We start from the raw sequence: 25155 nt of genomic DNA, 5'->3' as shown, positions 1-25155 counted from the left end.
TTTCCGTAAGTTTGCCCGACGGATGAAAACAAGGTGTTCATACGAAAACATGTTGTCACCCGACGAGAACAGATAGTGCAATATAACATAAGTATGCCATGAGAATAGGATTCGACGCCAAAAGAGCCGTGCAGAACTTCACAGGTTTGGGAAATTACAGCCGCTATGTCATCGATATACTGTGCCGTTTTTATCCGGACAACGAGTATATCGCATACGCACCCAAGCGGATAGAGAATAAGCAGACGGACAGGTTGTTGAACAGACATCCGCAGCTGTCGCTCAAGCTCCCGGCGGGGTTTCTATGGCGAAAAGCCCGTTCGCTATGGCGCGTATGGGGGATATCGGGTCAGATGGAGAAAGAGCATACGGATCTCTTCCACGGACTGAGCAACGAACTCCCGCTCAACATCCGCCGCAAGAAGATAAAAAGCATCGTTACCATACACGACCTGATTTTTCTCCGCTATCCGCGATTCTATAAGCGGATAGACAGGGGCATCTATTCATTCAAGTTTCGCAAAGCCTGCCGGAATGCCGACCGGATCATCGCCATCAGCGAATGCACGAAACGCGACATCGTTTCTTTTTTCGACATAGACCCGGGCAAAATAGAGGTCGTATATCAAGGGTGCGACGCTTGTTTCTCACACGAAGCAACCGAACAGCAGAAGCAGGAGGTGCGGCAACGTTATTCACTTCCCCGAAAATATGTTTTAAACGTGGGGAGCATAGAAGAGCGCAAAAACGCGTTGCTGGCAATAAAGGCAATGGAGGGACTTCCCGATGAGGTACATCTGGTCATCGTAGGAAAGCATACGCCGTATACCGATAAGATAAAGAGTTATGCGGATGAGAAAGGGCTTGCCCGCCGCATACATTTCATACACAACCTTCCTTTTGCCGACCTGCCGGCAGTGTACCAAATGGCAACGGTGTTCATCTATCCTTCGCGTTTCGAGGGATTCGGCATCCCGATTCTCGAAGCTCTTCACTCCGGTGTGCCTGTGGTGGCTGCCACAGGCTCTTGTCTGGAAGAAGCAGGAGGCCCGTACTCCATCTACGTCGACCCCGACAACGTGGAAGAAACGGCCGCAGCTCTCCGCCTGCTATGTACCGATGAAGCCCAAAGAAAAGAGATGATTGAAAAGGGAAAAAGGTTTGCCGCCTCTTTCTCCGAAGAGAAACAGGCGGAACAACTCATGGAGATTTACAGGAAAGTGCTTCACTCATAGTTGCCGGCATCCGGTGCATAGCGTTCCTTGTAGGCTCCGTCAAAATCCGGCAGACAGTTTCACTGCGCAGAACCCGGCCGCGCATAGAGCTCCTTGTAAACAGCCCTCAAATCACTCGCGGCAAAGTAGCGGTTGTAGAGCTCGCTTTCTTTGGCAAACAAGCGTCGGGCGGCAGAAGAAGCGGACGGAAGCATACGGCGCAGCGAACGGTATAGCTTAAAGCGGAAAACCGTGCGGGCAGAGGCCCTGCCGACAGGGTTGCGGAACGCAATCTTATACATCAATCCGGCGAAGAAACGGTCGCTCATCTCCTCGCACTTCTTCACCCAAGAGGCATCCGCCCATCCCCGGAAGGCAGCATAACAGGTAGCCACATAGCCTAAAACGTCACGGGAGATGCAAAGCCTGCGCAAGTTGAAGGCCGCCGTCTCACGATCCACCTCCCCGTCTATGAACTTCATCCGGTTCACATCTATCAACGAGAACGAATATCCGCCATTCACACGGGAAATGAGAATGTTGCCCGGCGAGTAATCCAAATGTATCACTCCTTTCTGATGCAGCGAAGCGGTGTACTCGGCAAAGGCCCGCAACTCAGATTCATTTCCGGACACCTCGCCCTTCATCAGGGCACGCACGGTTTCTCCCTCTTCATGTGCGCAAATGTAATAACTATATCCCAGCAAGCCGAATGTGTACTCTTCCAAAGCCGCAACCGGATCGGGAGTATCAAACCCCCGCCGGAGAATTTCCTCCGAATAGACGAAAGAACGTAAAGCCTTCGATTTACGGAAGAAAGAGTATACAATGCGGTTGATTACGTTGGGCTTCTTGAATCGCTTTACCACCCAATCCATATCCTTCACTCTTATCCGTTTCAGTACATTGCGCTCATCGTAAATCACTTCCCCCTCCGTATCAAAGGAAAAAGGAAGCTGTCTGACATACTCTTCAAACTCCTTATACTTAGAGTTTACGACACACTTCATCTTAAAAACATTTTAATCTATAACCTAATATCATCGAAAGCCGCTCCTATCTCGCAAAATAATCGCAGCAAATCATCAAATCGGATACTCGCCAAGCATCTCGCGCATGTTGCAGCTCGGCAGGAGACACGCCCGTAGTATCTCCGATAATCTCCATCTGCGAAGAGATCGCGAACCCTTTCTTGTCGGGCGAAAGAATACTTCTTCCCAATCCTCTCCACGGATAATCGTCGGCGCCGATCAGATCGAGCAAGGTAGGATACATGTCTATCTGCCCCATCACTTTCTCATAACGAAGAGAAACCGGAGAGTTTAGCACAATGAAAGGAGTAAAACGCTGCGGAGAAATGATATCTTTCCCCACAGGATCGGCGTACAAACCGCTCCTGCTCGTCCCGAACCCTTCGTGATCGCCGGTAATGACAATCATCGTACTGTCGAATTTCGGGTGAGAACGAAGAAATTCCACAAACTTTCCGATTGCGTAGTCTGTGTAATTGGCCACCTCTATATAATTCTTCAGCAGTGTAGGTATGCGTTCTGAAAAATGCACTCGCTTACTTTTCTCGGGAATAATGAAAGGTCCGTGTCCGGAATAAGTGACACACTGCACAAGCGTATGCCCTCCTGTTTGGAAAAGCTCTTCCGTCAGCAGCTTCTCTCCGCACTGCCTGAGGAAAGAAACATCCCCCAAGCGTTTTCGAGGACCGGTTTTTTCATCCAACACAAAGAACGGTTTATCCAGCAGCTTGTCATAACCGAAGTCCTGAGCCACAATCGCCACGTTCCAAACCACCTTCTTGTCTACAGTGAAACAACGGGTCACCCCTCCATCGTGCTTTTCTTTGAAAGCTTTATCTATGGTATAGTAGGTATGATGCGGAAAGCGGGCGCTGTAAGCGCCGAAATTAACCGGCAGCAAGCCTGTATGGAGCAACAGTTGGCCGTCGATAGAACGCGCGCCTTTCACCTGGCTTTGCACATAAGGGGCATACAACACATTGTCTTCTTTCAGTAACCGGTTCAGGTAAGGAGTGATTTCCTTTCCTTCCACCACTTTCTCGAGCACAAAGCTCTCGAAAGATTCCGCCAAAATAATAATGCAATTATCGCGGGCCTCTATCTTATAAGGTAGTTCTTGCCTACGCGGTTGTTTGCTCAGCCAGTCTTCAATTTCTTTTTTTATTTCAGGGGTATACTCTGTTTTATCCTGTATATGCTCGTAATACAAAGAACCGGGTATGGTATAGATTGGAGTACCGCATGTCTGATAGTCAATAAGCAGAGCCTCGTAAGCTTTTTTATAGCCGCCATAAAAAGCGAAAATGACTCCCAGAACAAAAGCCGGAGCGCCTATACAGACAGCCAAAAACTTCAGGCTGCGGGAAAGGTTCTCTTTCAACCGGTCGCCCAATTTCTGCCCGCGGATCAACACAAAAAACAAAACGGTAGAAAGCGGAAAGAGCAAATCCGACCATCGCAAAGAGCTCAATACGCTATCGCTGAAGTCGGCAAGATTGCCGGCAAGGAAGTAACTATCCCACGGAATGGAAGTGAAGTAAGTTCTGAAATACATCAGATTGACAACCAGAAGTATATCTACCAAGGATGCAACGATGGCACAATACCAACGGGTGCGAATGAACGTAAGAGGGACAGCCAGCAAAGAAGCCAACAAGAATTTGCTGAAATAAGTCTGAGGGAAGGAAAAAGAGGAGAAAGTCGTGTTCAGACACCAATCTAAATCAAAAAGCAGAAACTTTAAAAATAAACACCCAATAAACAAAGATAGAATTTTACGCGACTTCATTTGTTTCATAACAAAAAATCAAGATAATTTAACAAACAGTTTTTCAAAATAAGCAACGTAAGCATCTACACTGAAATCATTGATGATACGTTCACGGGCGGCAACACCCAAAGTCTTCAGCTTCTTCCTGTCATTCATCAATCCCCGAATGGCCTCTGCTATTTTCTCCGGTGAACGGGACGGAACCAAAATACCGGAAACATTGTCCACAATCAAATCGCGCGCACCGGGAATATCGGTTACGATGCAAGGCACACCGCAAGCCATAGCTTCACGCACTACACGCGGAGAAGCATCACGTAAAGCCGGTAAAATAAACAAATCTTGCTTGGGCAAAAAAGATATGGCATCTTCCCGGTTCCACAAAAAATGAATACGATTTGCACACGCTCCTTTTTGAGCCAATTGATAGTCCGAATCGTCATAATCACCAATCACTACCAAGTGGGCGTCTTTGGAATCCAATATCCGGAAGGCCTTGATCAAATCAGTCAGCCCTTTGAAAGGACGACCTTTCGTTGCACCGATATAGATACACTTAAAAGCATTCTCGGGAACTCCATCCGCCTGCTTAGGATTAAGACAAGCATCGGCTACCCATTCCACATCGAAAGGTTTAGTACTGACTGACAATTTATTGCGATCTATGTAGTGAGATAAATACTCTTGTATATCAGCCGTTTCGCACACGATATGGTCTACCCGCGGATTCAGCAGCCCCATGTAATAAGTAGGGTCGAATCTTTTCACCTTAGCTTGCGTACCTCTGTAACCGACATTCTTCACCCGCATACCCAACGAAGCAAACAGCGAATTTGACAGGCCCGAAGTACTGGGAGAAAAAATAAGATTTATCTGATACTTACGTATGTGCCCGCGAAGCGCTTTAATTACTTTCCATGAAAATTTAGAGTTTATACCTGGGATTTTTAGCGGAATACAATCACCTTCAAGCATTGACTCTTCCTTTTCAGAAGAGACTGCGATGTAAATCTTAAAAAACTTATTCCGGGACAAAATACCCAGCATTTTATAGGTTACCAAGTCGGTTCCCCGGTGAGTAATTAGTATATTCATCAACCATCTAATTAATAATTCCCTCTATTTTCTCTATCACCTGTTCCGGCCTGATATCTCGCAAACAAGCATAATCTCCTCTGCGGCAAGGCTTCTCTCCGTATACCGAGCATGGACGACAGGGCATATCGAGCTGTACGGTGTTGACAGGCAACTGCTTCCAACCCATGAATCCGGCATAAGGATGGGTGGCTCCCCAGATGGATATGACGGGTGTATTGACCAGCGATGCCAGATGCATATTGGCGGAGTCCATCGACAGCATCACATCCAAATGACTCATCAGATTGAGTTCCGTGCGTAAATTAAGTTTGCCAATCATAGAGGTAACCGCAGGATATTTGGCAGTCCACTTATTAAAAATATCCGCTTCTTTTTCTCCTCCGCCGAAAAGGAATACTCTGACCTTGGGATTGGCGGCAAAATGAGCTACCACCTGTTCTTGAAGTTCTATCGGATAAATCTTTCCGGCATGTTTGGCAAAAGGAGCGATACCAATCCATTTCTCATCCCCTTTAACGCCTGTTATAGGTGCTATTTCGGAAAAATCGCCTTTCCCCTCTCCATAAATGGAAGAGAAATTCATTAAAACCGGAAAACCTAATTTCTCCAGCACATCTGCATATCGACGGAAAGAGCTTTTTTGATTTTCGAATACCTTACGGTTCGGACGTATCAGTTTATGCTTACCTGCACGTCCCTTGCAAATGGATGCCACAGGCATGCCTGCCAATCGAAACCTCAAAGAGAGGTATTGAGAACGAAGTACATTGTGGAAATCGGCTACATAATCGAAACGCATCGCTTGCAGCTCGGCATATAGCCTGTTCAGTCCGAGAAAGCCTTTATGTTTGTCTGCCAAATGGGCGCCGACAAAGCGAACGTTCTCGGGCAGCCCTTCAAAAAGAGGCTGCCACGGAGCACGACTCAACAGTGTGATTTCATGCTCCGGATATTGCACAGCCAGCGAATGCAGCACAGGGAGAGTCATAGCGACATCGCCCAACGCTGAAAAACGAATAATAAGAATACGCGCCATTCGTTATTTTTTAGCATAAAGAACCGGATTCAATGCCGGATCGTTATACATCTTCATCTGTTTATAAACTTTCATATATTTTTTCCCTGCTTCGATATCAGCCAACAGCTGATCGATTGCAGACGAAAGGTCTTTGCGCTGCTCAAGCAGAACATCCAATTTCGCCTGACATTTAGCCCGATGTTCTTCTGTGGTATCGGTACGTTCCACCTCTTGTTGCATGTGATAGATTTTCAAAGCCAGAATAGAAAGGCGATCTACCGCCCATGCCGGGCTCTCTGTATTGATAGTGGCGCCCGCCAAAGGATTCACCTCTTTATATTTATCCAGAAAATAACTGTCGATAAGCTCCACCAGATCGGTACGGTCCTGATTCGACTTGTCTATCCTCCGCTTCAGCATCAATGCTTCCGCCGGATCTATCTGAGGATCACGGATAATGTCTTCAAAATGCCATTGAACTGCATCGATCCAGTTTTTCAGGTAAAGATAATACTCGATCGACTTCAACTCATAAGGATTGTTCATGGGAGCATCTACCGAATCCGTCACATGGTAATCGGTTGTCGACTTCCAAAAAATACCGTTACACAGGTTACTAAATGTCATAATCTTAGTCCAAATTAAGTATATAATAAGGCAAAGCTATGGAATATTTTCCACACGGACAACCGTTTCTTACTTTTTTATTTTTTACCTTTGTAAGGTCAATATCCAATTTGTATATGAAAATTATTGTCGACGATAAAATACCTTATATAAAAGAGGCGATAGAATCGATAGCCGATGAAGCTGTTTACTTAGCGGGTAGGAATTTTACCCCCGAAACGGTGAAAGATGCCGACGCTCTTATTATCCGCACGCGTACACACTGCAACAGTGAACTGTTGGCGGGAAGCCGTGTGAGGCTAATCGCTACTGCTACCATCGGCTATGACCATATAGATACGGAGTTTTGCCGGCAGGCGGGTATAGAATGGAGAAATGCGCCGGGATGCAACGCAGCTTCCGTAGCACAATATGTACAATCGGGGCTCATCGTATGGAGCCGGATGAAAAAAAGAGAGTTGAAAGGACTGACCATTGGCATTGTGGGAGTAGGGAATGTGGGACGAAAAGTCGCCGAAGTCGCCAAACATTTCGGCATGCGCGTGCTACTCAACGACCCTCCTCGAGAAGCGGCGGAAGGGAGCAGAGAGTTCTGTCCGCTGGAACAGATAGCAGAGGAATGCAATATCGTCAGCTTCCACGTACCTTTATATATAAAAGGAGCATACAAGACTTTTCATTTGGCAGACGAAATTTTTTTCCACTCATTGCGCCAAACGCCGCTACTGATTAACACCTCGCGGGGTGAAGTAATTGAAACGGACGCGTTATCCAAGGCGTTGGACAAGCATCTGATTTCGGATGCCATCATTGATGTATGGGAAAACGAACCCGCCATCGATCGAGAACTATTAGGTAAGGTACTGCTCGGTACTCCTCACATTGCCGGATATTCGGCAGACGGGAAAGCAAACGCCACCCGGATGGCGTTGGACGCCGTTTGCGACTTCTTCGCCATAAAGAAAGAATACGTCATCGCACCTCCCCCCCCGGCTTCACCCACTGTTGAAGCCCGAACATATGAAGAAGCTCTGCTCCGGATATACGATCCTCGAAACGACAGCAACCGGCTGAAAGCACAGCCGGAAGTATTTGAAAAGCTGCGAGAGGAGTATCCGCTGCGGAGAGAAGAGGCAGCTTACAATATCAGCTGCCGGCAAAACTGACTATTCATTCAGAGAGGGTTACTTCTACAGCGGCAGGATACAAACGGCGAGGATCGCAGAATGCCGCACAACTGTTGACGATATGTTTCAATTCAGGGCGGACTTTACCCGTATAAACCTTCCGCCCATTGACGGAGACAGTGACTTTCCTGCTCAAATCGACCAATTCCGGACATAGATAAAGAATCAACTTTCCTTTTTTCACAGGCGTATAGTTCTTCCTGAACTTCATCTCTATTCCCCATCTCGGATCTCTTTCTACGGTTTCGTAAACGACATCACTCACTTTCAGTTCGATATCATTCCCCGAAATATTCATTTCATAAAAAGTACGTGCATTTTCATCCGGACGCTCTTTCACGTACAGATTATAGAAGCCTCTCCGGTGAAGTCCGTCCATCTCAAAATCCTCCCAACTGACCTGCTTGGGATATGGATTGCGCGTATACCGGCTCAACCAAGGTGTAGTAGGCGTGTAATCGATGCTGTGTCCCGCACCGGGAATCAACTCGACACGGTGAATATAAGTCTCCGGGTTCTGCCTCTGCAGGCGTTCGAATTCTTCTTTCACATAAGAAGTCAACGTATTTCGATAGAACATCCGGTCATTATCACCCGTACGCAATGAGAAAGCTATGTGACGGCAATTTTCAGCAGGCGCATTTTTCAACGGCTCTCCACCCGCCATCGGTCCGGCTCCAGCCAGATAGTCGGCATAAAAAGAAGCCAGTCGCTGGCTGCCATACCCGCCTTCGGAGATTCCGAAGAAATAAACCCGGTCGGGATCCACTTCTCCCGAAAGAAAGGCCTGACGGAGCAGTTTCTCCCAAGCATACTGCTTGGCTTTCTGCCACCAGCGATAATAGGCTCCTTCATTGGGAATCTGAGGGATAAAATAAACCGATGGGGCATCTGCAAAACGTTGACAAATACTCAATCCCGTTGCCCATTCCGATTCTTTGCCACCCGAACCATGCATGTACAGATAAAGCGGATAACCTTTTTCAGGTTTTTCACCCTTCGTTCCCCAATAATAAGGCATTACAGCGTCAGGTTCCAAACTTGTGGGAAGATGCCATTTACCTGTACGGGCAACGGACAAAGGCATTAATTCGATAAGTTTTTCTTCATCAAACCGGGCGTTCGCTTCTTTCCAGGCCTTCCAGATCATCGAACGATAGTGCTCTATTTCCGAGATGTCAAAATTCTTCTGTTTTTCGTAAAACGCATGTTTACCCAACAAAGTTCCCGAGAAAAACGAAACGATTTCCTCCATCGGCGGATACTTCCCTCTATCAAGTTCTGTTTCCTTTCCGGACTCCCCTTTTTCCTCAGGAAATTGCAATTCCGGATCTTTCGCTGTACAGTAACTGCAAGCGACAACTAATAGCAGGCATACAAACTTTACAAATTTCATCTCTTTCCCATTTAATAACAAACAATTTTTAAATTACCTCCCCTTAAAAAACACGCTAAGAAGAACAAAAATATTTTTTAAGCGCGAAAAAATCTTTTAAACAGAAAGGTTCTACGGACCGACGTATCCTCCCGCGCAAGCTATAACGCTATCTTCATCACCCTCAATCCTGACCGCACTCCAACAACTCTTCAATCACTTTCGGAAAATAGTGATGCTCCAAAGCATGCACTTTTTTCGCCACATCTTCGGCACTGTCTCCCGGAAACACAGGGCAGACAGTCTGAAAAATCACATCTCCCTCATCGTATCGCTCATTTATATAATGTATAGTAATGCCGCTCTCCGTCTCACCGGAATCGACCACCGCGCGATGCACTCTGTCGCCATACATCCCTTTCCCACCAAACTTCGGGAGAAGTGCCGGATGAATATTAATGATCCGACGAGGGAAAGCATTCAACAACAAAAGGGGAACTCGAAGAAGAAAACCGGCGAGTACCACAAAATGGATCTGATGCGCTTGCAACACAGCCAGGATCTTATCACCCGCTATCCAGTCTTCATTCAAAAACACGTAAGAGGGAATCCTCAGACGATGAGCGCGTTCCAAAACATAGGCATCCGGTTTATTAGAGACTACCAATGAAACTCGAACAAATTCACTCCTTTGAAAGTAACGGATGATGTTTTCGGCATTTGTTCCGGAACCGGAAGCGAAAATTGCGATATTTTTCTTCATAGCACACGTTTTTATGCACAAAACAGTAAAAAATGTGCAAAAGAGAGCATTTATTTGAGCAAAAATTTGCGCAAAACGATAAATATTCATTCCTTTGCACGGCAAAATTAAAGAAATAAAACTAATTATTAATTAAAAACTTAAAGTTATGTCTGAAATTGCATCAAGAGTAAAAGCGATTATCGTTGATAAATTAGGCGTAGAAGAATCAGAAGTTACCAACGAAGCAAGCTTCACTAATGACTTGGGAGCAGATTCTCTTGACACTGTAGAACTTATCATGGAATTCGAAAAAGAATTCGGTATCTCTATCCCCGATGACCAAGCTGAAAAGATTGGCACTGTAGGCGATGCTGTATCTTACATTGAAGAACACGCTAAGTAATCATCGATTTCATTGATATGGAATTAAAAAGAGTAGTAGTAACAGGCCTTGGCGCCATTACTCCTGTTGGCAATGGAGTTCCCGAATTTTGGGAGAATCTCGTGAACGGGGTTAGTGGAGCAGGGCCTATTACTCATTTCGACGCATCACTGTTCAAGACCCAATTCGCATGTGAAGTGAAAAACTTCGATGTGACAAAATATATAGACCGCAAAGAAGCCAGAAAGATGGACTTGTATACTCAGTATGCCATCGCTGTTGCCAAAGAAGCGGTAGAAGACTCCGGTCTTGACATTGAAACAGAAGATTTAAACAGAGTCGGCGTCATCTTTGGTGCCGGTATCGGCGGTATACACACTTTCGAAGAGGAGGTAGGCAATTACTACTTGCACAAGGAAATGGGACCGAGATTCAATCCGTTCTTTATCCCGAAAATGATCTCGGACATCGCAGCAGGACAAATTTCGATCATGTATGGTTTTCACGGCCCGAACTACTCCGTAGCTTCGGCGTGCGCAACTTCTACGAATGCTATTGCCGATGCTTTTAACCTGATTCGTTTGGGTAAAGCCAATGTAATAGTATCCGGAGGTTCAGAAGCAGCCATTTTCCCCGCGGGAGTAGGAGGCTTTAACGCCATGCATGCCTTGTCTACCCGCAATGACGATCCCGCTAAAGCCTCACGCCCTTTCAGCTCAAGCCGTGACGGCTTTATTATGGGTGAAGGCGGAGGATGCCTGATTCTTGAAGAGTTGGAGCACGCCAAAGCCCGTGGTGCTAAAATTTATGCGGAAGTTGCCGGTGTAGGTATGTCGGCTGACGCACATCACCTGACAGCTTCCCATCCGGAAGGACTGGGAGCCAAACTCGTGATGATGAACGCATTGGAAGACGCTGGAATGGAGCCGAAAGAGGTAGACTACATCAACGTACACGGTACATCTACTCCCGTAGGAGATATTTCAGAAGCTAAAGCCATCAAGGAAGTATTCGGCGATCACGCCTACGAACTGAACATCAGTTCTACAAAGTCGATGACAGGACACTTGCTCGGCGCAGCCGGAGCGGTGGAGTCAATAGCAAGCATACTTGCCATCAAAGACGGTGTTGTTCCTCCGACTATCAACCATGAAGAAGGTGACAACGATGAAAACATCGATTACAAACTTAATTTCACGTTCAACAAAGCTCAGAAACGCGAAGTTAACGTTGCTTTGTCCAATACTTTTGGATTCGGTGGTCATAACGCATGCGTCATCTTCAAGAAATACGCAGAGTAAGATCGTGTTACGCAACCAAATAGATAAGATAAGGCTCCTGTTCCGCAAGGACAGAGGGTCTTATCTTTGTTTTTACCGTATACTCGGTTTCTATCCGCACGATATTCGAATCTACGAGCAGGCGCTTCTCCATAAATCATCGGGTATTCGTTCCGAAAAAGGCAGGATGCTGAACAACGAGCGACTGGAATTTCTTGGCGATGCTATTCTGGATGCCATCATCGGAGACATTGTTTACAAACATTTTGAGGGGAAAAGGGAAGGCTTCTTGACAAACACACGCTCGAAAATCGTACAGCGTGAGACACTGAACAAGCTGGCGGTTCAAATCGGGCTGGACAAGCTCATCAAATACTCTTCGCGTTCTTCTTCCCACAACAGCTATATGTACGGGAATGCTTTCGAGGCATTCATCGGAGCTATTTATCTAGACAGGGGATACAAGCATTGTAAGCAGTTTATAGAAGAGCAAATTATCGACCGATATATTGATTTGGATAAGATTTCACGCAAAGAGATGAATTTCAAATCGAAACTCATCGAATGGAGCCAAAAAAACAAAATGGAAGTCTCATTCGAGTTGATCGAACAATTTGTCGACCAGGACGGCAACCCTGTGTTTCAGACCGAAATCCATATTGAAGGGCTTTCGGCCGGAACAGGCACAGGATATTCTAAAAAAGAGTCGCAACAAAATGCCGCTCAAATGGCTATAAAAAAAGTAAGAGACACCGTTTTTCTATCGACTGTTCACGAAATAAAGTCACAGCGCACAATCGCTGCCGAATCAACAGCTGAAGCTGAAAAAAAAGAAGATATCATTGGCGAAGAAGAAAAGGACAATCTTTCTGAAACAGACGGTTTTTCATATGCTCTCACTGATTCGAGGCAAGAAAATGCAGAAATGGAAACCCGAGAAGGGTCCTTACTTTCAGAAAAAGAAATACCCCAAACAATATCCGTAGCAGAACCCTCCCTGCAGGGAGAAAAAGCAGAAACTGACGAAGCAGGTGTTCCACAAAATTCGCTGTCCACAAACCGACAAACGGCTAAGTAAGCAGAAGCAACTTCTTTTTCACAGCACTGATGAAAACTATCAAATACTCTACCGAACAAACCGATTGGCGAAAAAAGCCCTACACCATCCCCTGAAAGAAAGCTACCTGAACAAAATCCCATTATTCTTCATCAAGTCTGTCTGTAATTGCGAATTATCCGAAGCAAATCCCCATTCGCCGCCCTTGAATTACCAAATCGTGATCTTCGGTAACCAATTTCAATTTACCTGCTACTTCTTCAAGAGGAATAGACGAAATATCATTCCCTTTCAAGGCAATCATACGCCCAAACTCACCCTTGGCAATCAATTCCGTGGCATGCCCTCCCATTCGAGTCGAAAGATTACGGTCAAAAGGCGTAGGCGAACCGCCTCGCTGGATGTATCCAAGTACCGTTTCACGAGTTTCAATACCGGTTTCATATTCTATTTCCTGCGCAATATAAGCTGCAGCACGTTTTCCTCTGTCCGTCACAATGCCTTCCGCCACCACTACAATAGAGTAAGGCTTACCCTTTTTCAGTCGGTTCAAGATAGTAGCTCCTACATTCTTGATGTTATAGGGAATTTCAGGAACAAGAATCACGTCTCCTCCGCCCGCCATTCCCGAATATAAGGCAATCCATCCGGCTTTATGTCCCATCACTTCGATTACCATTACCCGTTTGTGCGAACTGGCCGTAGAGTGCAACCGATCGATGGCATCGGTAGCAATGCTTACCGCAGAATCGAATCCGAAAGAGAAATCTGTTCCCCAAATATCATTATCAATAGTCTTCGGTACAGAAACAACATTTACTCCCAAAGCGGCAAACTTGGCAGCAGTCTTTTGCGTACCGTTTCCTCCGATACACACCAAGCAGTCCAACCCTATTTCACGGATATTTTTCATAATCAGAGCCGGTTTATCGACATCGGATACAATGCCTCCCTTCTTAAAAGGTTTCTCGCGTGAAGTACCCAACATGGTTCCTCCCAGATTAAGCAAACCGGACATCGATTTATCTGTAAAAACTTCCGTGTCTTTAGTCAGCAGGCCCTGAAAGCCGCTGTGAATACCTATCACTTCCATTCCGTAATGGTGGATAGCCGTCTTGCAAACACCACGAATAGTAGCATTAATGCCCGGACAATCTCCACCGGAAGTCAAGATTCCAATTCTCATAATCTTACCTTATTTTTAATCAATATCTTCTGAGTTCCTGCGAAAGTCGTCATTTTTAACGATTATTTCCGTCATAAAGATAGAAAAAAAAGATAAATAAGGCTACTTTTGCACTCCTAAACATTATGATGATCACACAGAAATGAATATAACCAAGCTCATAAGCAGAATCTTCGATTCCCGCCTGAAACAAATAGACCTTTACAGTAGCTGCCCCGGTGAACTCCAACGCCAAGTATTAAGCAGGCTGACCGCACAAGCTGCACAAACGGAATGGGGGAAAAGATACGACTATGTTTCCATACGCGACTATGAAGACTTCAGAAACCGTCTCCCGATACAGACATACGAAGATATCAAACCCTACGTAGAGCGCCTCCGAGCGGGTGAGCAAAACCTGCTTTGGCCTTCGGAGATACGCTGGTTTGCCAAATCGTCGGGAACGACAAACGATAAAAGTAAATTTCTCCCGGTGAGCAAAGAGTCTTTGCAAGACACTCATTACAGAGGGGGTAAAGATGCCGTGGCTCTTTATTTTCGAATCAATCCAGACAGCCGCCTGTTCTCGGGTAAAGGACTGATTCTGGGAGGGAGCCATAGTCCGAACCTCAGCTCGAATCACAGCTTGGTAGGCGACCTTTCGGCTATCCTGATACAGAATGTCACACCATTGGTGAACCTGATCCGCATTCCGAACAAGAAGATAGCGCTAATGGACGAATGGGAAAGCAAGATAGAAGCGATTGCAAACAGTACTGTCAGATCCAATGTGACAAATCTCTCGGGCGTTCCATCGTGGATGCTCGTGCTCATCAAACATATTCTGGAGAAAACCGGCAAGAGCACACTGGAAGAAGTATGGCCCAACCTCGAAGTATTCTTTCACGGCGGTGTAGCTTTCACACCTTATCGTGAACAGTACAAACAGGTCATCCGTTCGCCGAAAATGCATTATGTAGAAACTTACAACGCGTCCGAAGGATATTTCGGTACGCAGAACGATCTTTCCGACCCTTCGATGTTACTAATGATCGACTACGGCGTTTTCTACGAATTCATCCCGCTCGAAGAAGTCGGCAAAGAGAACCCTCGGGCTTACTGTCTGGAAGAAGTGGAGTTGAACAAGAACTACGCAATGGTGATTTCTACTTCATGCGGTTTATGGAGATACATGATAGGCGATACCGTCAAATTCACCTCCAAGAATCCTTATAAGTTTGTCATCACCGGAAGAACCAAACATTTCATCAATGCCTTCGGCGAGGAGCTGATTGTAGACAATGCTGAAAAAGGGCTGGCAAAAGCCTGCGCTGCTACAGGCGCACAAGTCAGCGAGTATTCTGCAGCTCCTGTTTTTATGGACGAGAATGCCAAGTGTCGCCATCAATGGCTGATTGAGTTTGCCAAAACACCGGACTCGCTGGAGAAGTTTGCCGCTGTACTGGATGCCACCTTAAAGGAAGTGAACTCAGACTACGAAGCCAAGCGATGGAAAGACATCGCTCTTCAGCCGCTCGAAGTGATTGTGGCGCGCCCCGGACTGTTTCACGATTGGCTGGCACAGAAAGGCAAACTCGGCGGACAACATAAAATACCCCGCTTGAGCAATACCCGCGAATATATCGAAGAGATGCTTCCACTGAACAACCGTATTGATTAGCAAAAAGAACTCAATGCGTTGACATCGAGCGTCCCATACACCGGTTGTTTGCTATTAATAGCTGACCGTTTTTAAGCAAACAGAATAAGGCTAAAAGCCATTACTGCCATTCCCGCCACCAGCCCATACACAGCATGATGATGTTTACCGTATTCTTCGGCAGCGGGTAGAAGTTCGTCGAACGAAATAAACACCATCACACCCGCTATGGCAGCAAATATAAGACCGAAAGCCTCATCGGTAAGCCATGGAGCTAACAGGAAATAACCGACAAGCGCCCCCAACGGCTCGGTAAGTCCCGAAAGGAAAGAAAGCCAAAAAGCGCGGCGACGGCTTCCGGTGGCATAGAAAACAGGCACAGATACGGAAATCCCCTCCGGAATATTATGTATAGCAATGGCTATAGCGATAGGAATGGCAATGCTCACATCCTTCAGTCCCGCAAGGAAAGTAACCATACCCTCTGGGAAATTATGAATCGCCAATATCAGCGCAGTTACCATACCCACGCGAAGCAATCTCGGATTGTGTTCTGGCGTTTCCTTTACACCGGAAGATGACTCATCGACCATTTCTTCCACCTTATGCATCTCGTGCGGATTTTCCTGTTCCGGAACGAAACGGTCGATAAGCATTATAAAGGCTATACCACCAAAAAATGAGAGGGTAGCGTAGAGCGTCCCTTGTTTCACACCATACAAGTCAGTGAGAGAACTCACCGCAGCAGGCAATAGATCGACAAACGACACATACGCCATCACCCCGGCCGAAAAACCTAATGAAACGGAAAGGAACGAGGTATTAGTACGCCGTGCAAAAAAAGCGATAGCGCTGCCTATACCTGTAGAAAGTCCGGCGAAAAGAGTCAGAAGAAATGCGGTCAATACAGATTGTTCCATACTATGTCTCCCATAATTAATAATTTACCCTACAAAGGTAAAATGATAGACAGACATTTGCAATACCTAAAAGGAATGTTTTTAACTATTCTTTTCGGGTTGACAAATGATTGCACTCATTTATTATTCAAATTAAGATTGACTCCTTTTAGGAAAGCAGAACATGCGCTTCATTAGCAAGAGCCCCAAGGAAGAATATGGTAACGGCTACCGTTACTGTAAAGCAAGGGCAGATTCCTCCGTCAACCCATAACAGCCCTTTACCATTGCGGCAAACTCACCATAGCGGGCAAGTAGTTCCAACGGCGTACCCTGCTCTGCCACACGCCCTTCTTTCAACACCACTATCTTATGCGCATTGCCCACCGTACGCATCCGGTGGGCAATGATAAGCACCGTTCTATTTTTCACCAGTACCGAAAGGGCTTGCTGTATCTTGCTTTCATTCTCCACATCGAGGCTGGCGGTAGCTTCATCAAGCAATACCACCGGAGCATCTTTCAGCAATGCCCGCGCTATGGATATGCGCTGCCGCTCTCCTCCGGAAAGGGTTTCTCCGTTTTCCCCTATCAGGGTGTCATATCCTTCGGGCAACTTGCCGATAAACTCGCCGCATTGGGCCTGCTCCGCCGCCCACTTCACTTCTTCGTCGGTGGCGTCTTTCTTCCCGATGCGGATATTATCGGCAATGGTGGCGTTGAACAGCACGACGTCCTGAAAAACGATTGAGAAATTCTTCAGCAAAGCTTCCGGATCGATTTCCGAAATATCCTGTCCGCCAAGAGTTATCGTTCCGCTGTCCACATCCCAAAAACGGGCGGCAAGCTTGGCACAGGTTGTCTTCCCGCCGCCCGAAGGACCTACCAAAGCCGTCACTTCACCCTGACGGGCTGTAAAAGAGACATCGCAGAGCACCTGCTTCCCTGCTTCGTAAGAGAAGTTCACGCAATCGAATACGATATCGTAATTATCTATCTTGCATTGCGTTCTCCCCTGCTGAACAGGCATGCCCTCTATCTCTCGCATCCGGTTGATACGCACGTCGAGGAAAGACAGGATTGCCAGATTGTTGAAGACCTCCATCAAAGGATTGTAAATGGCGGAAGAAATCATGAGGAATATCAGGTAAGAGAATATGGACACTTCTCCGACCGAAAGCAAATAAGCACCTACGCCGATGACTGTAGGCAGACCGAGTTTGAGCAGGATGTACGCTCCGTTGAGCAATACGCCTATCAACAATTCTCCGCGTATAAGCCCATTTTCAAAAACACGGAGTACGTCATCAAACCTGTCGAGATACGCCCGTTCGCCATTATAGGCTTTAATCTCCTGAATCTGCTCAAGCCCTTCCTGAATCTGCTCGGTGACACCGCGCTTCACAACATAATGCGCGGCAAAAGACTTGTTCATCGCTTTCTTGGAAAAGAAGATAAGCAAAGCCGCCACCGGAGCCACCCAAAACAGGGCCAGAGCCAATCGCCAGTCGTAGAAAAACAGTCCGGTGGCAATCAATACGCTTATCACCGAAGCGAAAAGCTGCGGAACGGCATGAGAGAAAAGTCGCTCAAGGGCAGTACAATCTTCCATCACGGTGGAAGTGAGGTCGGAAAGATTCTTCTCGCCGAAGAAAGCCAGAGGCAACTTACGCAGTTTTTCGGCGACGGAGATACGCAGATTGGCACTTTCGGTATACACCTTGGTGTAGGTAGCCGTATACTGAAACAGCGAGATTATGTAAATCACCGCCATAAAGACGAGGGCCACCGACACATAGTACCAAAAGCCATTGGATATGGAAGCTCCGGGACTCATCACCGGACGGAGATATTCCGTAAGGAACAGAAAAACAAAAACGGCGGGCAGCAGCATAGCGATGTTGAGCAGCGTAGTCAACAAGATGCTGACGAGAAAAGACTTCGCTCCTTTTTCGGATAAGGCGAAGCGGTTCTGAAAATATTTTATCATCTCATTGTTTTTTTTAGTAAATAATGCATCAATCACAACATCGCGGATTCATTTCGGGCAAATTCCGCCCCAATGAATCACAACTTCCAGGATACAGACTTCAGGTATTCTTTCCACATTGCCTGATAAGTCCCTTCGATAGCTGTCAGTTCATTATGTGTGCCCTGCTGCACGATCCGCCCGCCTTCGATCACCAGTATGCGGTCTACATCCTGCACACTCGTCAAGCGGTGAGCAATCATCAGCACGGTCTTTCCCTTCATCAGCCCTCTCAATGCCTTCTGTATCAGCCGTTCGTTCTCCGGGTCGGCAAACGCGGTAGCTTCGTCGAGCACCACCACCGGAGCGTCTTTCAGTATAGCCCTCGCCAAAGCGATGCGTTGTTGTTCTCCTCCCGAAAGAAACGTTCCCTCCGATCCTATCCGGGTATGCAGCCCGGCAGGCAGACGGTCGATGATCTCACGGCTCTGAGAAAGGTCGATGGCGCGTTCAATGGCCTCTTGCGTTGCATGCGGATTGCCGTAGGTTATGTTTTCGAGCAAGGTAGTCTTAAACAACCCGGAATGTTGAAACACAAACGAAACATTGCGCATCAACTCTTCCTTAGCGATATTGCGTACGTCTGTCCCGCCGATGCGGACAGCTCCTTCGGTTACATCCCAGAAGCGCGGGATAAGGCGGGCTATCGTCGTTTTCCCACCGCCCGATGGTCCTACAAGCGCATACGTTTTTCCTTCGGGAATGGAGAAAGAGAGGTCGCGAAGCACATCTGCCGACGTGCCGGGATAGCGGAAACGGACTTGACGGAAGTCTACCTGCTTCCCCTTCATCGTTTCCGGCACTTCGGGTTGTGGTAGAGGAGGTTGCATCGTCAGCCGTTCTATCCGGTCGATAGACTCTCCGGCGAGGAAAAGGTCCTGTTGCAAATACATTATCTTCATAATGTTTACGGCAAAAACAGGAGCGATAAGCACATACAAAAACATATTAGCAAGCACTTCCGTCCAATCGCCCGAACGCCCGAAGAGCAAAATGGCGGCAGGAACGAGGAAGAATGCCGAAGCGTGGATCACGGTGGTATAGAACGACATTGGCTTCTGCCACTCCAGCGTATATTGGGTTACCAGCTCGCTATAGGTGACAATGCTGTCGTAAAAGCGTTTGAACGAGAATACCGTCTGCTGGAACACCTTCACTACCGGAACACCGCGTACATATTCCACCGCTTCGGTGCTCATCTTCTCAAGCGCGTCAAGATACATACGCTGAAACTTGTTCCGTTTCGGATCCATCATATACGCCATGGTGGCGAAAGCCAGCAACAGGGGGATGAGGCAAGCGATGCCCAGACGCCAGTCGAAAAAGAGAATGAGCCCCATTACGATAACGGGCGACAATATACTGCCTACAAGGTCGGGCAGCAAGTGCGCCGTGAAGGTATGGATTTCCGAAGCGCCTTCATCCACTATCTTCCTCACCTCTCCGCTGGTGTTCCGGTCGAAAAAGCCCAACGGCATGGCTACGAGCCTCTGCATAGCCTCACGCCGGAGATTGATCTCGACGCGGAATGCAGCCAGATGAGACAACATGAGCGAGAAGAAGTAAAGAACTACGCCTGCCACAGCCGTCCCGAAAGCCCACCAGGCATAAACGCCAACGGATGTTCCTTCGATAGTGCCGCCCGTAACCAGCAATACACGGACTATGAGCCAGATAAAAACAAAAGGCAATAGCGACACAACGCTATTTATACCTGAAAGAACGAGCGAGAGCGGAAGCAGCAACCTCCGTCCGCCCATATATCTTTTCAAATTTCCAAGAGTATTCATTTAGAGCCTGTTTAAAAAAATTAAAGTTTAACAATGGGAATGTATCTCTCCTTTCTTTTTTCCCGTTTGTTTACGGATGCCTCTCAGAAGCTATACTTAGCTTTCATCCATATTTCCGAATTTCGCCTGTATATGCCGAACATGCCTTCTTTACCTCCGAGCCAGTCGCATCCTGCAGCAAAACACACCTGATCATTGACGGCATAATTCGCAGCAAAACGGTTGAGCCATCCACGGTGGCGGATGTCGAAATAAGTGAAATCGGAAAGGGTCAAGGAGCTGTTCAGCAGCTTCTTCGATATGTTCACGGTGAGCAACGAGTGGTATGCAGACTGGGCTATGCAGGGCAGGTAACCGAAAATATGCTCGGCAGAGAATTGCGCCATTACCGTCCACTCATGCGGCGCATACCAATCGACTCCCGCCAGCCAGTTGAGGGTGTTGAAACCTTTCTGGGGCGTTGCAGCCGCTGAGGGCATATAGCCGAAATGCTTTCCGATGTTGCAGGCTATCTCTCCCCGCAGCACAAACTGTCCCAGCGGTTTGGAGAAGTCGCCCCCGACGAATCCCATACGGTAGTATTGCGGTGTAATGCGCACACCGTCCGCTTCAGTCCGGTAATCCAATACCGGCATTTTGTTCCACGTATGCAGTGCGGCAATGGAGAAGTCGATTCCCGGCAACGTCACACTCAGGCGTCCGCCATATTCCACATTCGACAGTTTGAAGGCAGGATGATTGTGCGCTCCGTCCCATATCACCGGGAGCGGAAGATTCTTCGGCAACACAGACCAGGGATTCTGCGCTCCGACAGGCAAGCGGAAACCTTCGACTACCGGAACCAATACGGCTTCCAACTTCACTTTATCGTTGAACCGGAAGAAGCGGAGTGCGTTGACGGGCATCCGTATATCGTCATAGTCGCGTGTCAGAAACTCGGTCATGTCCATCGGCGAGACAAGGTCGGTAATACGTACTCCGTCTGCCGATCCCCAGATGACAAGCTGTCTGCCGGCACGTACCCCCCAATGCTTTGCGCGATAGTCGAGATAAGCTTCACGAAGTTCGAAGCCCGTCCGGTCTTTCAACAAGGCATGGTATACAGCATTGAAAGAAACGAACAGCGAGGAGCGCCCCATATCATGCGTCACCTCGCCACGAAAGCGGGTTCGCGAGCTCATCCAATCGTTAGGAGACTCTATACGAAGCGCATGGTAGGTCTCGGCAAAACCCTTTATCTTCCAACTGCCTTCACCCGTCTCCTGTCCATTTACAGTCAGCAAGCCTCCGCATCCCAGCAGACAAAAAAGACTCTTTATTCGATTTTTTCTTCGCATAACGCATCAAAATTTACCCGTTTCAAGCGTGGTCACACTAAACTTGGCCTCATCCATCGGTATATCGTATTTCGGATCTTTGATTTCAAGCAGAGTCTTATGCCCCGTCTGCACATTCTCCATCTCAAGCTTGCCTGCCATCCAGAAGCCATCCACCTTGCGCACATCTGAAATCAGAAGCAATCGGTGCAATTTATCCATTTTGTCGTAATACTCCACACGACAGCCGATGTAGCAGTCCTGCCTCACCCATGCCACCTTGCGCGAGAAGATATCGCGGCTATCCTTCGGCACAGACTCGAGCTTCCAGCACTTGTGCCCGCCTACCGTTTCTTCACCAAGCAGCTTATGCGTATCTTCGTCCACATTCCGGCTACCCATGTCGTCGTACGTGAAATCGCTGCCCATGAAGTAATCTTTCTTTGCAGACGTGCCGCTGATACGCCGTGTTTTCTTCATCGCAGGCAGATAAAGCCATTTGTCGTCCTCTTTCCCTATCTCATCATAGTCCCAGGTGAGAAAGCCTGTTCCTTTCACATCGCCCGGATAAAGGAAGAACATAAGCGTTTTACGGTCTTTTTTGCCTTTACCCGTATCGAAAGAGTAAGAAACAAGCCGGCGCTCGCGCAAGCTGCCCCGCTTATTGATAAGCTTCATAATGATCTCCAACCGGCGCGTATCGCCGTCGGGACGGTCTTTGACGCGTTGTGCAATCTCCCTGCCCGTAAGAGTCTGGGCATTCAATCTCGCCGCCCCTGTCGCACTCAGGGCAAGGACAGCTATCCAATGTTTTGTTTTCATCTTTTATGAGATTCTAAATAAATTAATATTCAAACTGTATTTTCGGGCGATATCCGCCATTCCCGACACATCCGGTCTTTGCCACGTATGGCATGCATCAGCCGACTTCAAATAATACATTCCGTTATTTTTCTTTTCCGAATATCTGACAGGATTGGAACAGTACCGGAGTGATACAGAGGTCTGCCAGCAAAGCGGCCAGAATTCCGGCAACAGACAAAATACCCATGTGGAAAAACGACAGGCTGTCGGAAGTTCCGTACATAGCGAAATTGAAAGACATGACAAGGCTCGTAAGCACAATAGGAGTTCCTACCACACAAAAAGTCCGGAGAATCGCCTTACGGTAATTCTGTTGGCGATCGAACTCCAAATGTCCGTGATTGATAAAATGAATCGTGTCGTCCACTGCCAATCCTAAAATCATAGGCATGATAGTGGCTGTCATCATATCCAGCGGATAGCCCAGCCACCCCATCAGCCCTCCCACCACTATGGCAGGCATGATATTGGGTATCAATCCGATCAATCCGATACGTACGCTCCCGAACACCGCCATCATCATCACACCTATCACCAGTAAGGCAAGAGCGAACGACCATATCTGTCCGCGGGCTACGTATTGCATCATGGTGGTGAACTGCGGCAAATTGCCCACAGCCGATACCGAAGCTCCCGGAAATAGTTTTTGGGCAAAAGCCGTGACGTCTTTGATATTACGCTCTGCCTCTCCCGAATCGTACGTACTGATTTCCACCATCAATCGCAAACGCCGGTATTCGTAATCCATCCAGTATTCCGCTTCGCTCCCGCCGGCATTCTCGTACAACAGCAGGAGTTGAGCCACTTCATCCGCCTTACGGGGAAGCGTATAGTAAGCTTCTTTCCCTTCATTGAGCGTACAATGGAGGTCTTTCAGTATATTGATTACGGAAGTGGTGCGCTTGGTCAACGGATACCGGGCGGCATGGCTTGCAAGAGAATCGAGTTTCATCAGATTCTCCGGAGTTTTCGCGTCTCCGTCTCCGGGCAGGTCTATCATCACGTCATACGCGTAGATAGCCCCCAGTTCGCTCTCTCCTATCTCAAGCAATTTGCGCACGTATTCAATCTTTCTCCCCATTGTTTTCTCCACATCGAAGGTGGTCTCCAACTTGGTAAACTGATAGATTAAAAAGGCGGTGATGAAAGCCGATACCCACAGCACACACTTGGCGTGGTTCAAGACTGCGGAGCCGAGCGCGACAAGTTTCCGGTCGAGCCATCCGCCTCCCGTCTCCCGTACCTGCGGATGCGGTTCTCTGTCTTTCCCGAAACTAAGCATGATGGGCATTACCGTAAGAGTAATGACAAACGTGAGCATAACGCTCGAAGAAGTGGTAATGCCTACAAAATGCAAGGGAACTACCGGGACAACCAGAAAAGAGAGCAAAGCCGCAAAAGTGGTCAAAGCACTGAATAGTATCGGGTATCCCATCTCTCCCACCGTTTCCACAACTGCTTTCCGGCGCCGGCCGTGCAACAGGAACTGCCGCCGGAAATAAGTATGCACGTGTATGTTGTAAGCAACAGCCACGGCAAAAGCCAGAAGCATAGGAATGAGCATCATGCTGCTATCGATAGGATAGCGGAGGTAACCCATAGCTCCGTATACGATGACAATGGAGCTTACGGCCGTGACGAGAGGAACCACAACGCCACGCACCGATCGGGTGGCAAACAGAAGCACAATGATGGCCAACAAGGAGGCAAGCCCCATCACACGGGGCAACTCTTTTCCCACCCACTTCATTTTACGCTCGGTGGTATAAGGCATCCCCGCTCCACGCAGATGAAGCGGAGCGTATTCGGGTTTTGTAATGATGCGGTGCAATTCCTCCCCCGTCTGCACATCGGGCGGAACAGCTCCTTTCCCTGTATTCCGGAGCTTCTCATTGGGGAAGGGACGGAGTTTCAGGAGTATCCAGCTCAATTTACCGTCCGCCGACACCAGACGCTCAGCAATGTAAGGTTTCATATAAGCCTTCCGGCGAATCTCGTCCAAGCCGGCTTTGTCCGAAGGGATCTCGTCAGGCACTATCTGCTCGATAGCCACTCCGTCAGAGGTAGCCATCAGAAACTCAAGGTCGGTGATGGACGTTATCTTATCGGCATACGAAATACTGTCGAGCATTTCATCAGACAGCTTGCGGATAAGCTCCAGGTTCTTTTTAGTAAAGGTGTTGTCGCACGACGTAAGTACCGCCACGAAATAATCGTTGCCGAATACTTCCTTGAATTCTTCCGTCTTCACCAGCATGGGATCGTCTTCAAGGAAGTAGCTGTCCCACGAGTTGTTGATATTCATAAACCGTATGCCGTAGAAACCCACAGCGAATAAGAGTACAAAAGCTGCAAGAACCAAGCGGCGCCTCTGTACAATCCGTTCGCCCAAACGGGCGAACCATACATTTATTTTCTCGATATTCATATAAAAAAGAAGGTATATATTAAGTTAGTAACTGCGCAAAGCACGCATGGCATAACCACGGCAAAAACGAACAAAAAACCGAAACGTTCTAAAAAAAGCGAGCCCGGCTTCCCAGCCGGACTCGCTTTCAAACAAGAGAGTCTACCTCTTATTATAAAGAATTTATGAATCATTACACTATGCTTAATTATGACTTGCCAATATTTTTTCTTTTTTCATT

Annotated in this window: 19 protein-coding genes and 1 pseudogene; 6 read left to right on the top strand and 14 right to left on the bottom strand. The window is 47.5% G+C overall.

What is annotated here, in order from left to right; translation table 11 throughout:
- Positions 1 to 98: 98 nt before the first annotated feature.
- Positions 99 to 1235 carry a glycosyltransferase family 4 protein gene (locus tag C234_RS0100180; RefSeq protein ID WP_027324095.1) on the top strand — a complete coding sequence of 379 codons (1137 nt, stop codon included), beginning with the start codon at positions 99 to 101 and terminating at the stop codon, positions 1233 to 1235.
- A 59-nt stretch (positions 1236 to 1294) separates the two neighbouring features.
- Here C234_RS0100180 and C234_RS0100175 read toward each other — a convergent pair whose 3' ends face one another.
- Genes C234_RS0100175 through C234_RS0100155 form a run of 5 tightly spaced genes read right to left on the bottom strand, consistent with a single transcriptional unit; the run spans position 1295 to position 6759 of the window.
- The gene (locus C234_RS0100175) at positions 1295 to 2224 is read right to left on the bottom strand and encodes a BUD32 family EKC/KEOPS complex subunit (protein WP_021646793.1); all 930 of its coding nucleotides are present in this window, start codon (positions 2222 to 2224) and stop codon (positions 1295 to 1297) included.
- A gap of 46 nt (positions 2225 to 2270) precedes the next feature.
- Positions 2271 to 4034, bottom strand: coding sequence for an LTA synthase family protein (locus C234_RS0100170; RefSeq protein WP_051290103.1), 1764 nt, complete (start codon positions 4032 to 4034; stop codon positions 2271 to 2273).
- Between the two features lie 18 nt (positions 4035 to 4052).
- Positions 4053 to 5111 carry a glycosyltransferase gene (locus C234_RS0100165; RefSeq protein ID WP_027324093.1) on the bottom strand — a complete coding sequence of 353 codons (1059 nt, stop codon included), beginning with the start codon at positions 5109 to 5111 and terminating at the stop codon, positions 4053 to 4055.
- 7 nt (positions 5112 to 5118) lie between these two features.
- Positions 5119 to 6150 (bottom strand): glycosyltransferase family 9 protein, encoded by a 1032-nt coding sequence (locus tag C234_RS0100160; RefSeq protein WP_027324092.1) that lies wholly within the window; start codon positions 6148 to 6150, stop codon positions 5119 to 5121.
- Positions 6151 to 6153: 3 nt separating this feature from the next.
- The gene (locus tag C234_RS0100155; protein ID WP_027324091.1) at positions 6154 to 6759 is read right to left on the bottom strand and encodes a DUF4254 domain-containing protein; all 606 of its coding nucleotides are present in this window, start codon (positions 6757 to 6759) and stop codon (positions 6154 to 6156) included.
- 116 nt (positions 6760 to 6875) lie between these two features.
- On the opposite strand from C234_RS0100155, the gene pdxB reads away from it, so the two are divergent.
- Positions 6876 to 7925: a 4-phosphoerythronate dehydrogenase PdxB gene (pdxB, locus tag C234_RS0100150; protein ID WP_027324090.1), complete on the top strand. Its 1050-nt coding sequence runs from the start codon at positions 6876 to 6878 to the stop codon at positions 7923 to 7925.
- Between the two features lie 4 nt (positions 7926 to 7929).
- Here the strand turns inward: pdxB and C234_RS0100145 are convergent, their stop codons facing one another.
- Both C234_RS0100145 and purN read right to left on the bottom strand, forming a co-directional pair.
- Entirely contained in the window at positions 7930 to 9342 is a 1413-nt protein-coding gene (locus tag C234_RS0100145; protein ID WP_027324089.1) for a carboxylesterase family protein, read from the bottom strand.
- Between the two features lie 163 nt (positions 9343 to 9505).
- Positions 9506 to 10134 (bottom strand): annotated as a pseudogene (gene purN, locus C234_RS0100140) (phosphoribosylglycinamide formyltransferase).
- A 98-nt stretch (positions 10135 to 10232) separates the two neighbouring features.
- Between purN and C234_RS0100135 the strand changes: the two are divergent.
- The 3 genes from C234_RS0100135 to rnc are packed head-to-tail and all read left to right on the top strand — an operon-like array spanning position 10233 to position 12806.
- Positions 10233 to 10469 (top strand): acyl carrier protein, encoded by a 237-nt coding sequence (locus C234_RS0100135; protein WP_004291965.1) that lies wholly within the window; start codon positions 10233 to 10235, stop codon positions 10467 to 10469.
- Between the two features lie 17 nt (positions 10470 to 10486).
- A complete protein-coding gene (fabF, locus tag C234_RS0100130) occupies positions 10487 to 11749 on the top strand; it encodes a beta-ketoacyl-ACP synthase II (protein WP_027324087.1) in 1263 nt (420 codons plus the stop codon).
- Between the two features lie 4 nt (positions 11750 to 11753).
- Positions 11754 to 12806, top strand: a complete 1053-nt coding sequence (gene rnc / locus C234_RS0100125; RefSeq protein WP_051290102.1) for a ribonuclease III — start codon at positions 11754 to 11756, stop codon at positions 12804 to 12806.
- 154 nt (positions 12807 to 12960) lie between these two features.
- On the opposite strand, the gene C234_RS0100120 is transcribed toward rnc, so the two are convergent.
- Entirely contained in the window at positions 12961 to 13971 is a 1011-nt protein-coding gene (locus C234_RS0100120; protein ID WP_027324085.1) for an ATP-dependent 6-phosphofructokinase, read from the bottom strand.
- A gap of 142 nt (positions 13972 to 14113) precedes the next feature.
- Between C234_RS0100120 and C234_RS0100115 the strand changes: the two genes are divergently transcribed.
- A complete protein-coding gene (locus C234_RS0100115) occupies positions 14114 to 15631 on the top strand; it encodes a GH3 auxin-responsive promoter family protein (protein WP_027324084.1) in 1518 nt (505 codons plus the stop codon).
- A 71-nt stretch (positions 15632 to 15702) separates the two neighbouring features.
- Here the strand turns inward: C234_RS0100115 and zupT are convergent, their stop codons facing one another.
- The 6 genes from zupT to C234_RS0100085 form a co-directional block, all read right to left on the bottom strand.
- On the bottom strand, positions 15703 to 16530 hold the full coding sequence (zupT, locus tag C234_RS0100110; RefSeq protein ID WP_027324083.1) for a zinc transporter ZupT: 828 nt from the start codon (positions 16528 to 16530) through the stop codon (positions 15703 to 15705).
- 213 nt (positions 16531 to 16743) lie between these two features.
- A complete protein-coding gene (locus C234_RS15595) occupies positions 16744 to 18498 on the bottom strand; it encodes an ABC transporter ATP-binding protein (protein ID WP_051290101.1) in 1755 nt (584 codons plus the stop codon).
- A gap of 77 nt (positions 18499 to 18575) precedes the next feature.
- A complete protein-coding gene (locus tag C234_RS0100100) occupies positions 18576 to 20327 on the bottom strand; it encodes an ABC transporter ATP-binding protein (RefSeq protein ID WP_027324082.1) in 1752 nt (583 codons plus the stop codon).
- An 83-nt stretch (positions 20328 to 20410) separates the two neighbouring features.
- The gene (locus C234_RS0100095; protein ID WP_027324081.1) at positions 20411 to 21664 is read right to left on the bottom strand and encodes a DUF1302 family protein; all 1254 of its coding nucleotides are present in this window, start codon (positions 21662 to 21664) and stop codon (positions 20411 to 20413) included.
- A 6-nt stretch (positions 21665 to 21670) separates the two neighbouring features.
- Positions 21671 to 22465 carry an outer membrane lipoprotein-sorting protein gene (locus C234_RS0100090; RefSeq protein WP_027324080.1) on the bottom strand — a complete coding sequence of 265 codons (795 nt, stop codon included), beginning with the start codon at positions 22463 to 22465 and terminating at the stop codon, positions 21671 to 21673.
- Between the two features lie 124 nt (positions 22466 to 22589).
- Complete coding sequence (locus tag C234_RS0100085) at positions 22590 to 24935, bottom strand: efflux RND transporter permease subunit (RefSeq protein ID WP_027324079.1); 2346 nt, start codon at positions 24933 to 24935, stop codon at positions 22590 to 22592.
- Positions 24936 to 25155: the final 220 nt, after the last annotated feature.

It is taken from the genome of Bacteroides pyogenes DSM 20611 = JCM 6294 (assembly GCF_000428105.1).
Lineage (GTDB): Bacteria > Bacteroidota > Bacteroidia > Bacteroidales > Bacteroidaceae > Bacteroides > Bacteroides pyogenes.
The sequence above is the reverse complement of the archived record's forward strand: the minus strand, read 5'-3'. Positions and strand labels throughout refer to the sequence as shown.

Bases quoted from the DNA above. Each gene is read 5' to 3' on its own strand.
- C234_RS0100180 (WP_027324095.1), top strand. From the start codon at position 99: ATGAGAATAGGATTCGACGCCAAAAGAGCCGTGCAGAACTTCACAGGT.
- C234_RS0100175 (WP_021646793.1), bottom strand. From the start codon at position 2,224: ATGAAGTGTGTCGTAAACTCTAAGTATAAGGAGTTTGAAGAGTATGTC.
- C234_RS0100170 (WP_051290103.1), bottom strand. From the start codon at position 4,034: ATGAAGTCGCGTAAAATTCTATCTTTGTTTATTGGGTGTTTATTTTTA.
- C234_RS0100165 (WP_027324093.1), bottom strand. From the start codon at position 5,111: ATGAATATACTAATTACTCACCGGGGAACCGACTTGGTAACCTATAAA.
- C234_RS0100160 (WP_027324092.1), bottom strand. From the start codon at position 6,150: ATGGCGCGTATTCTTATTATTCGTTTTTCAGCGTTGGGCGATGTCGCT.
- C234_RS0100155 (WP_027324091.1), bottom strand. From the start codon at position 6,759: ATGACATTTAGTAACCTGTGTAACGGTATTTTTTGGAAGTCGACAACC.
- pdxB (WP_027324090.1), top strand. From the start codon at position 6,876: ATGAAAATTATTGTCGACGATAAAATACCTTATATAAAAGAGGCGATA.
- C234_RS0100145 (WP_027324089.1), bottom strand. From the start codon at position 9,342: ATGAAATTTGTAAAGTTTGTATGCCTGCTATTAGTTGTCGCTTGCAGT.
- C234_RS0100135 (WP_004291965.1), top strand. From the start codon at position 10,233: ATGTCTGAAATTGCATCAAGAGTAAAAGCGATTATCGTTGATAAATTA.
- fabF (WP_027324087.1), top strand. From the start codon at position 10,487: ATGGAATTAAAAAGAGTAGTAGTAACAGGCCTTGGCGCCATTACTCCT.
- C234_RS0100120 (WP_027324085.1), bottom strand. From the start codon at position 13,971: ATGAGAATTGGAATCTTGACTTCCGGTGGAGATTGTCCGGGCATTAAT.
- C234_RS0100115 (WP_027324084.1), top strand. From the start codon at position 14,114: ATGAATATAACCAAGCTCATAAGCAGAATCTTCGATTCCCGCCTGAAA.
- zupT (WP_027324083.1), bottom strand. From the start codon at position 16,530: ATGGAACAATCTGTATTGACCGCATTTCTTCTGACTCTTTTCGCCGGA.
- C234_RS15595 (WP_051290101.1), bottom strand. From the start codon at position 18,498: ATGATAAAATATTTTCAGAACCGCTTCGCCTTATCCGAAAAAGGAGCG.
- C234_RS0100100 (WP_027324082.1), bottom strand. From the start codon at position 20,327: ATGAATACTCTTGGAAATTTGAAAAGATATATGGGCGGACGGAGGTTG.
- C234_RS0100095 (WP_027324081.1), bottom strand. From the start codon at position 21,664: ATGCGAAGAAAAAATCGAATAAAGAGTCTTTTTTGTCTGCTGGGATGC.
- C234_RS0100090 (WP_027324080.1), bottom strand. From the start codon at position 22,465: ATGAAAACAAAACATTGGATAGCTGTCCTTGCCCTGAGTGCGACAGGG.
- C234_RS0100085 (WP_027324079.1), bottom strand. From the start codon at position 24,935: ATGAATATCGAGAAAATAAATGTATGGTTCGCCCGTTTGGGCGAACGG.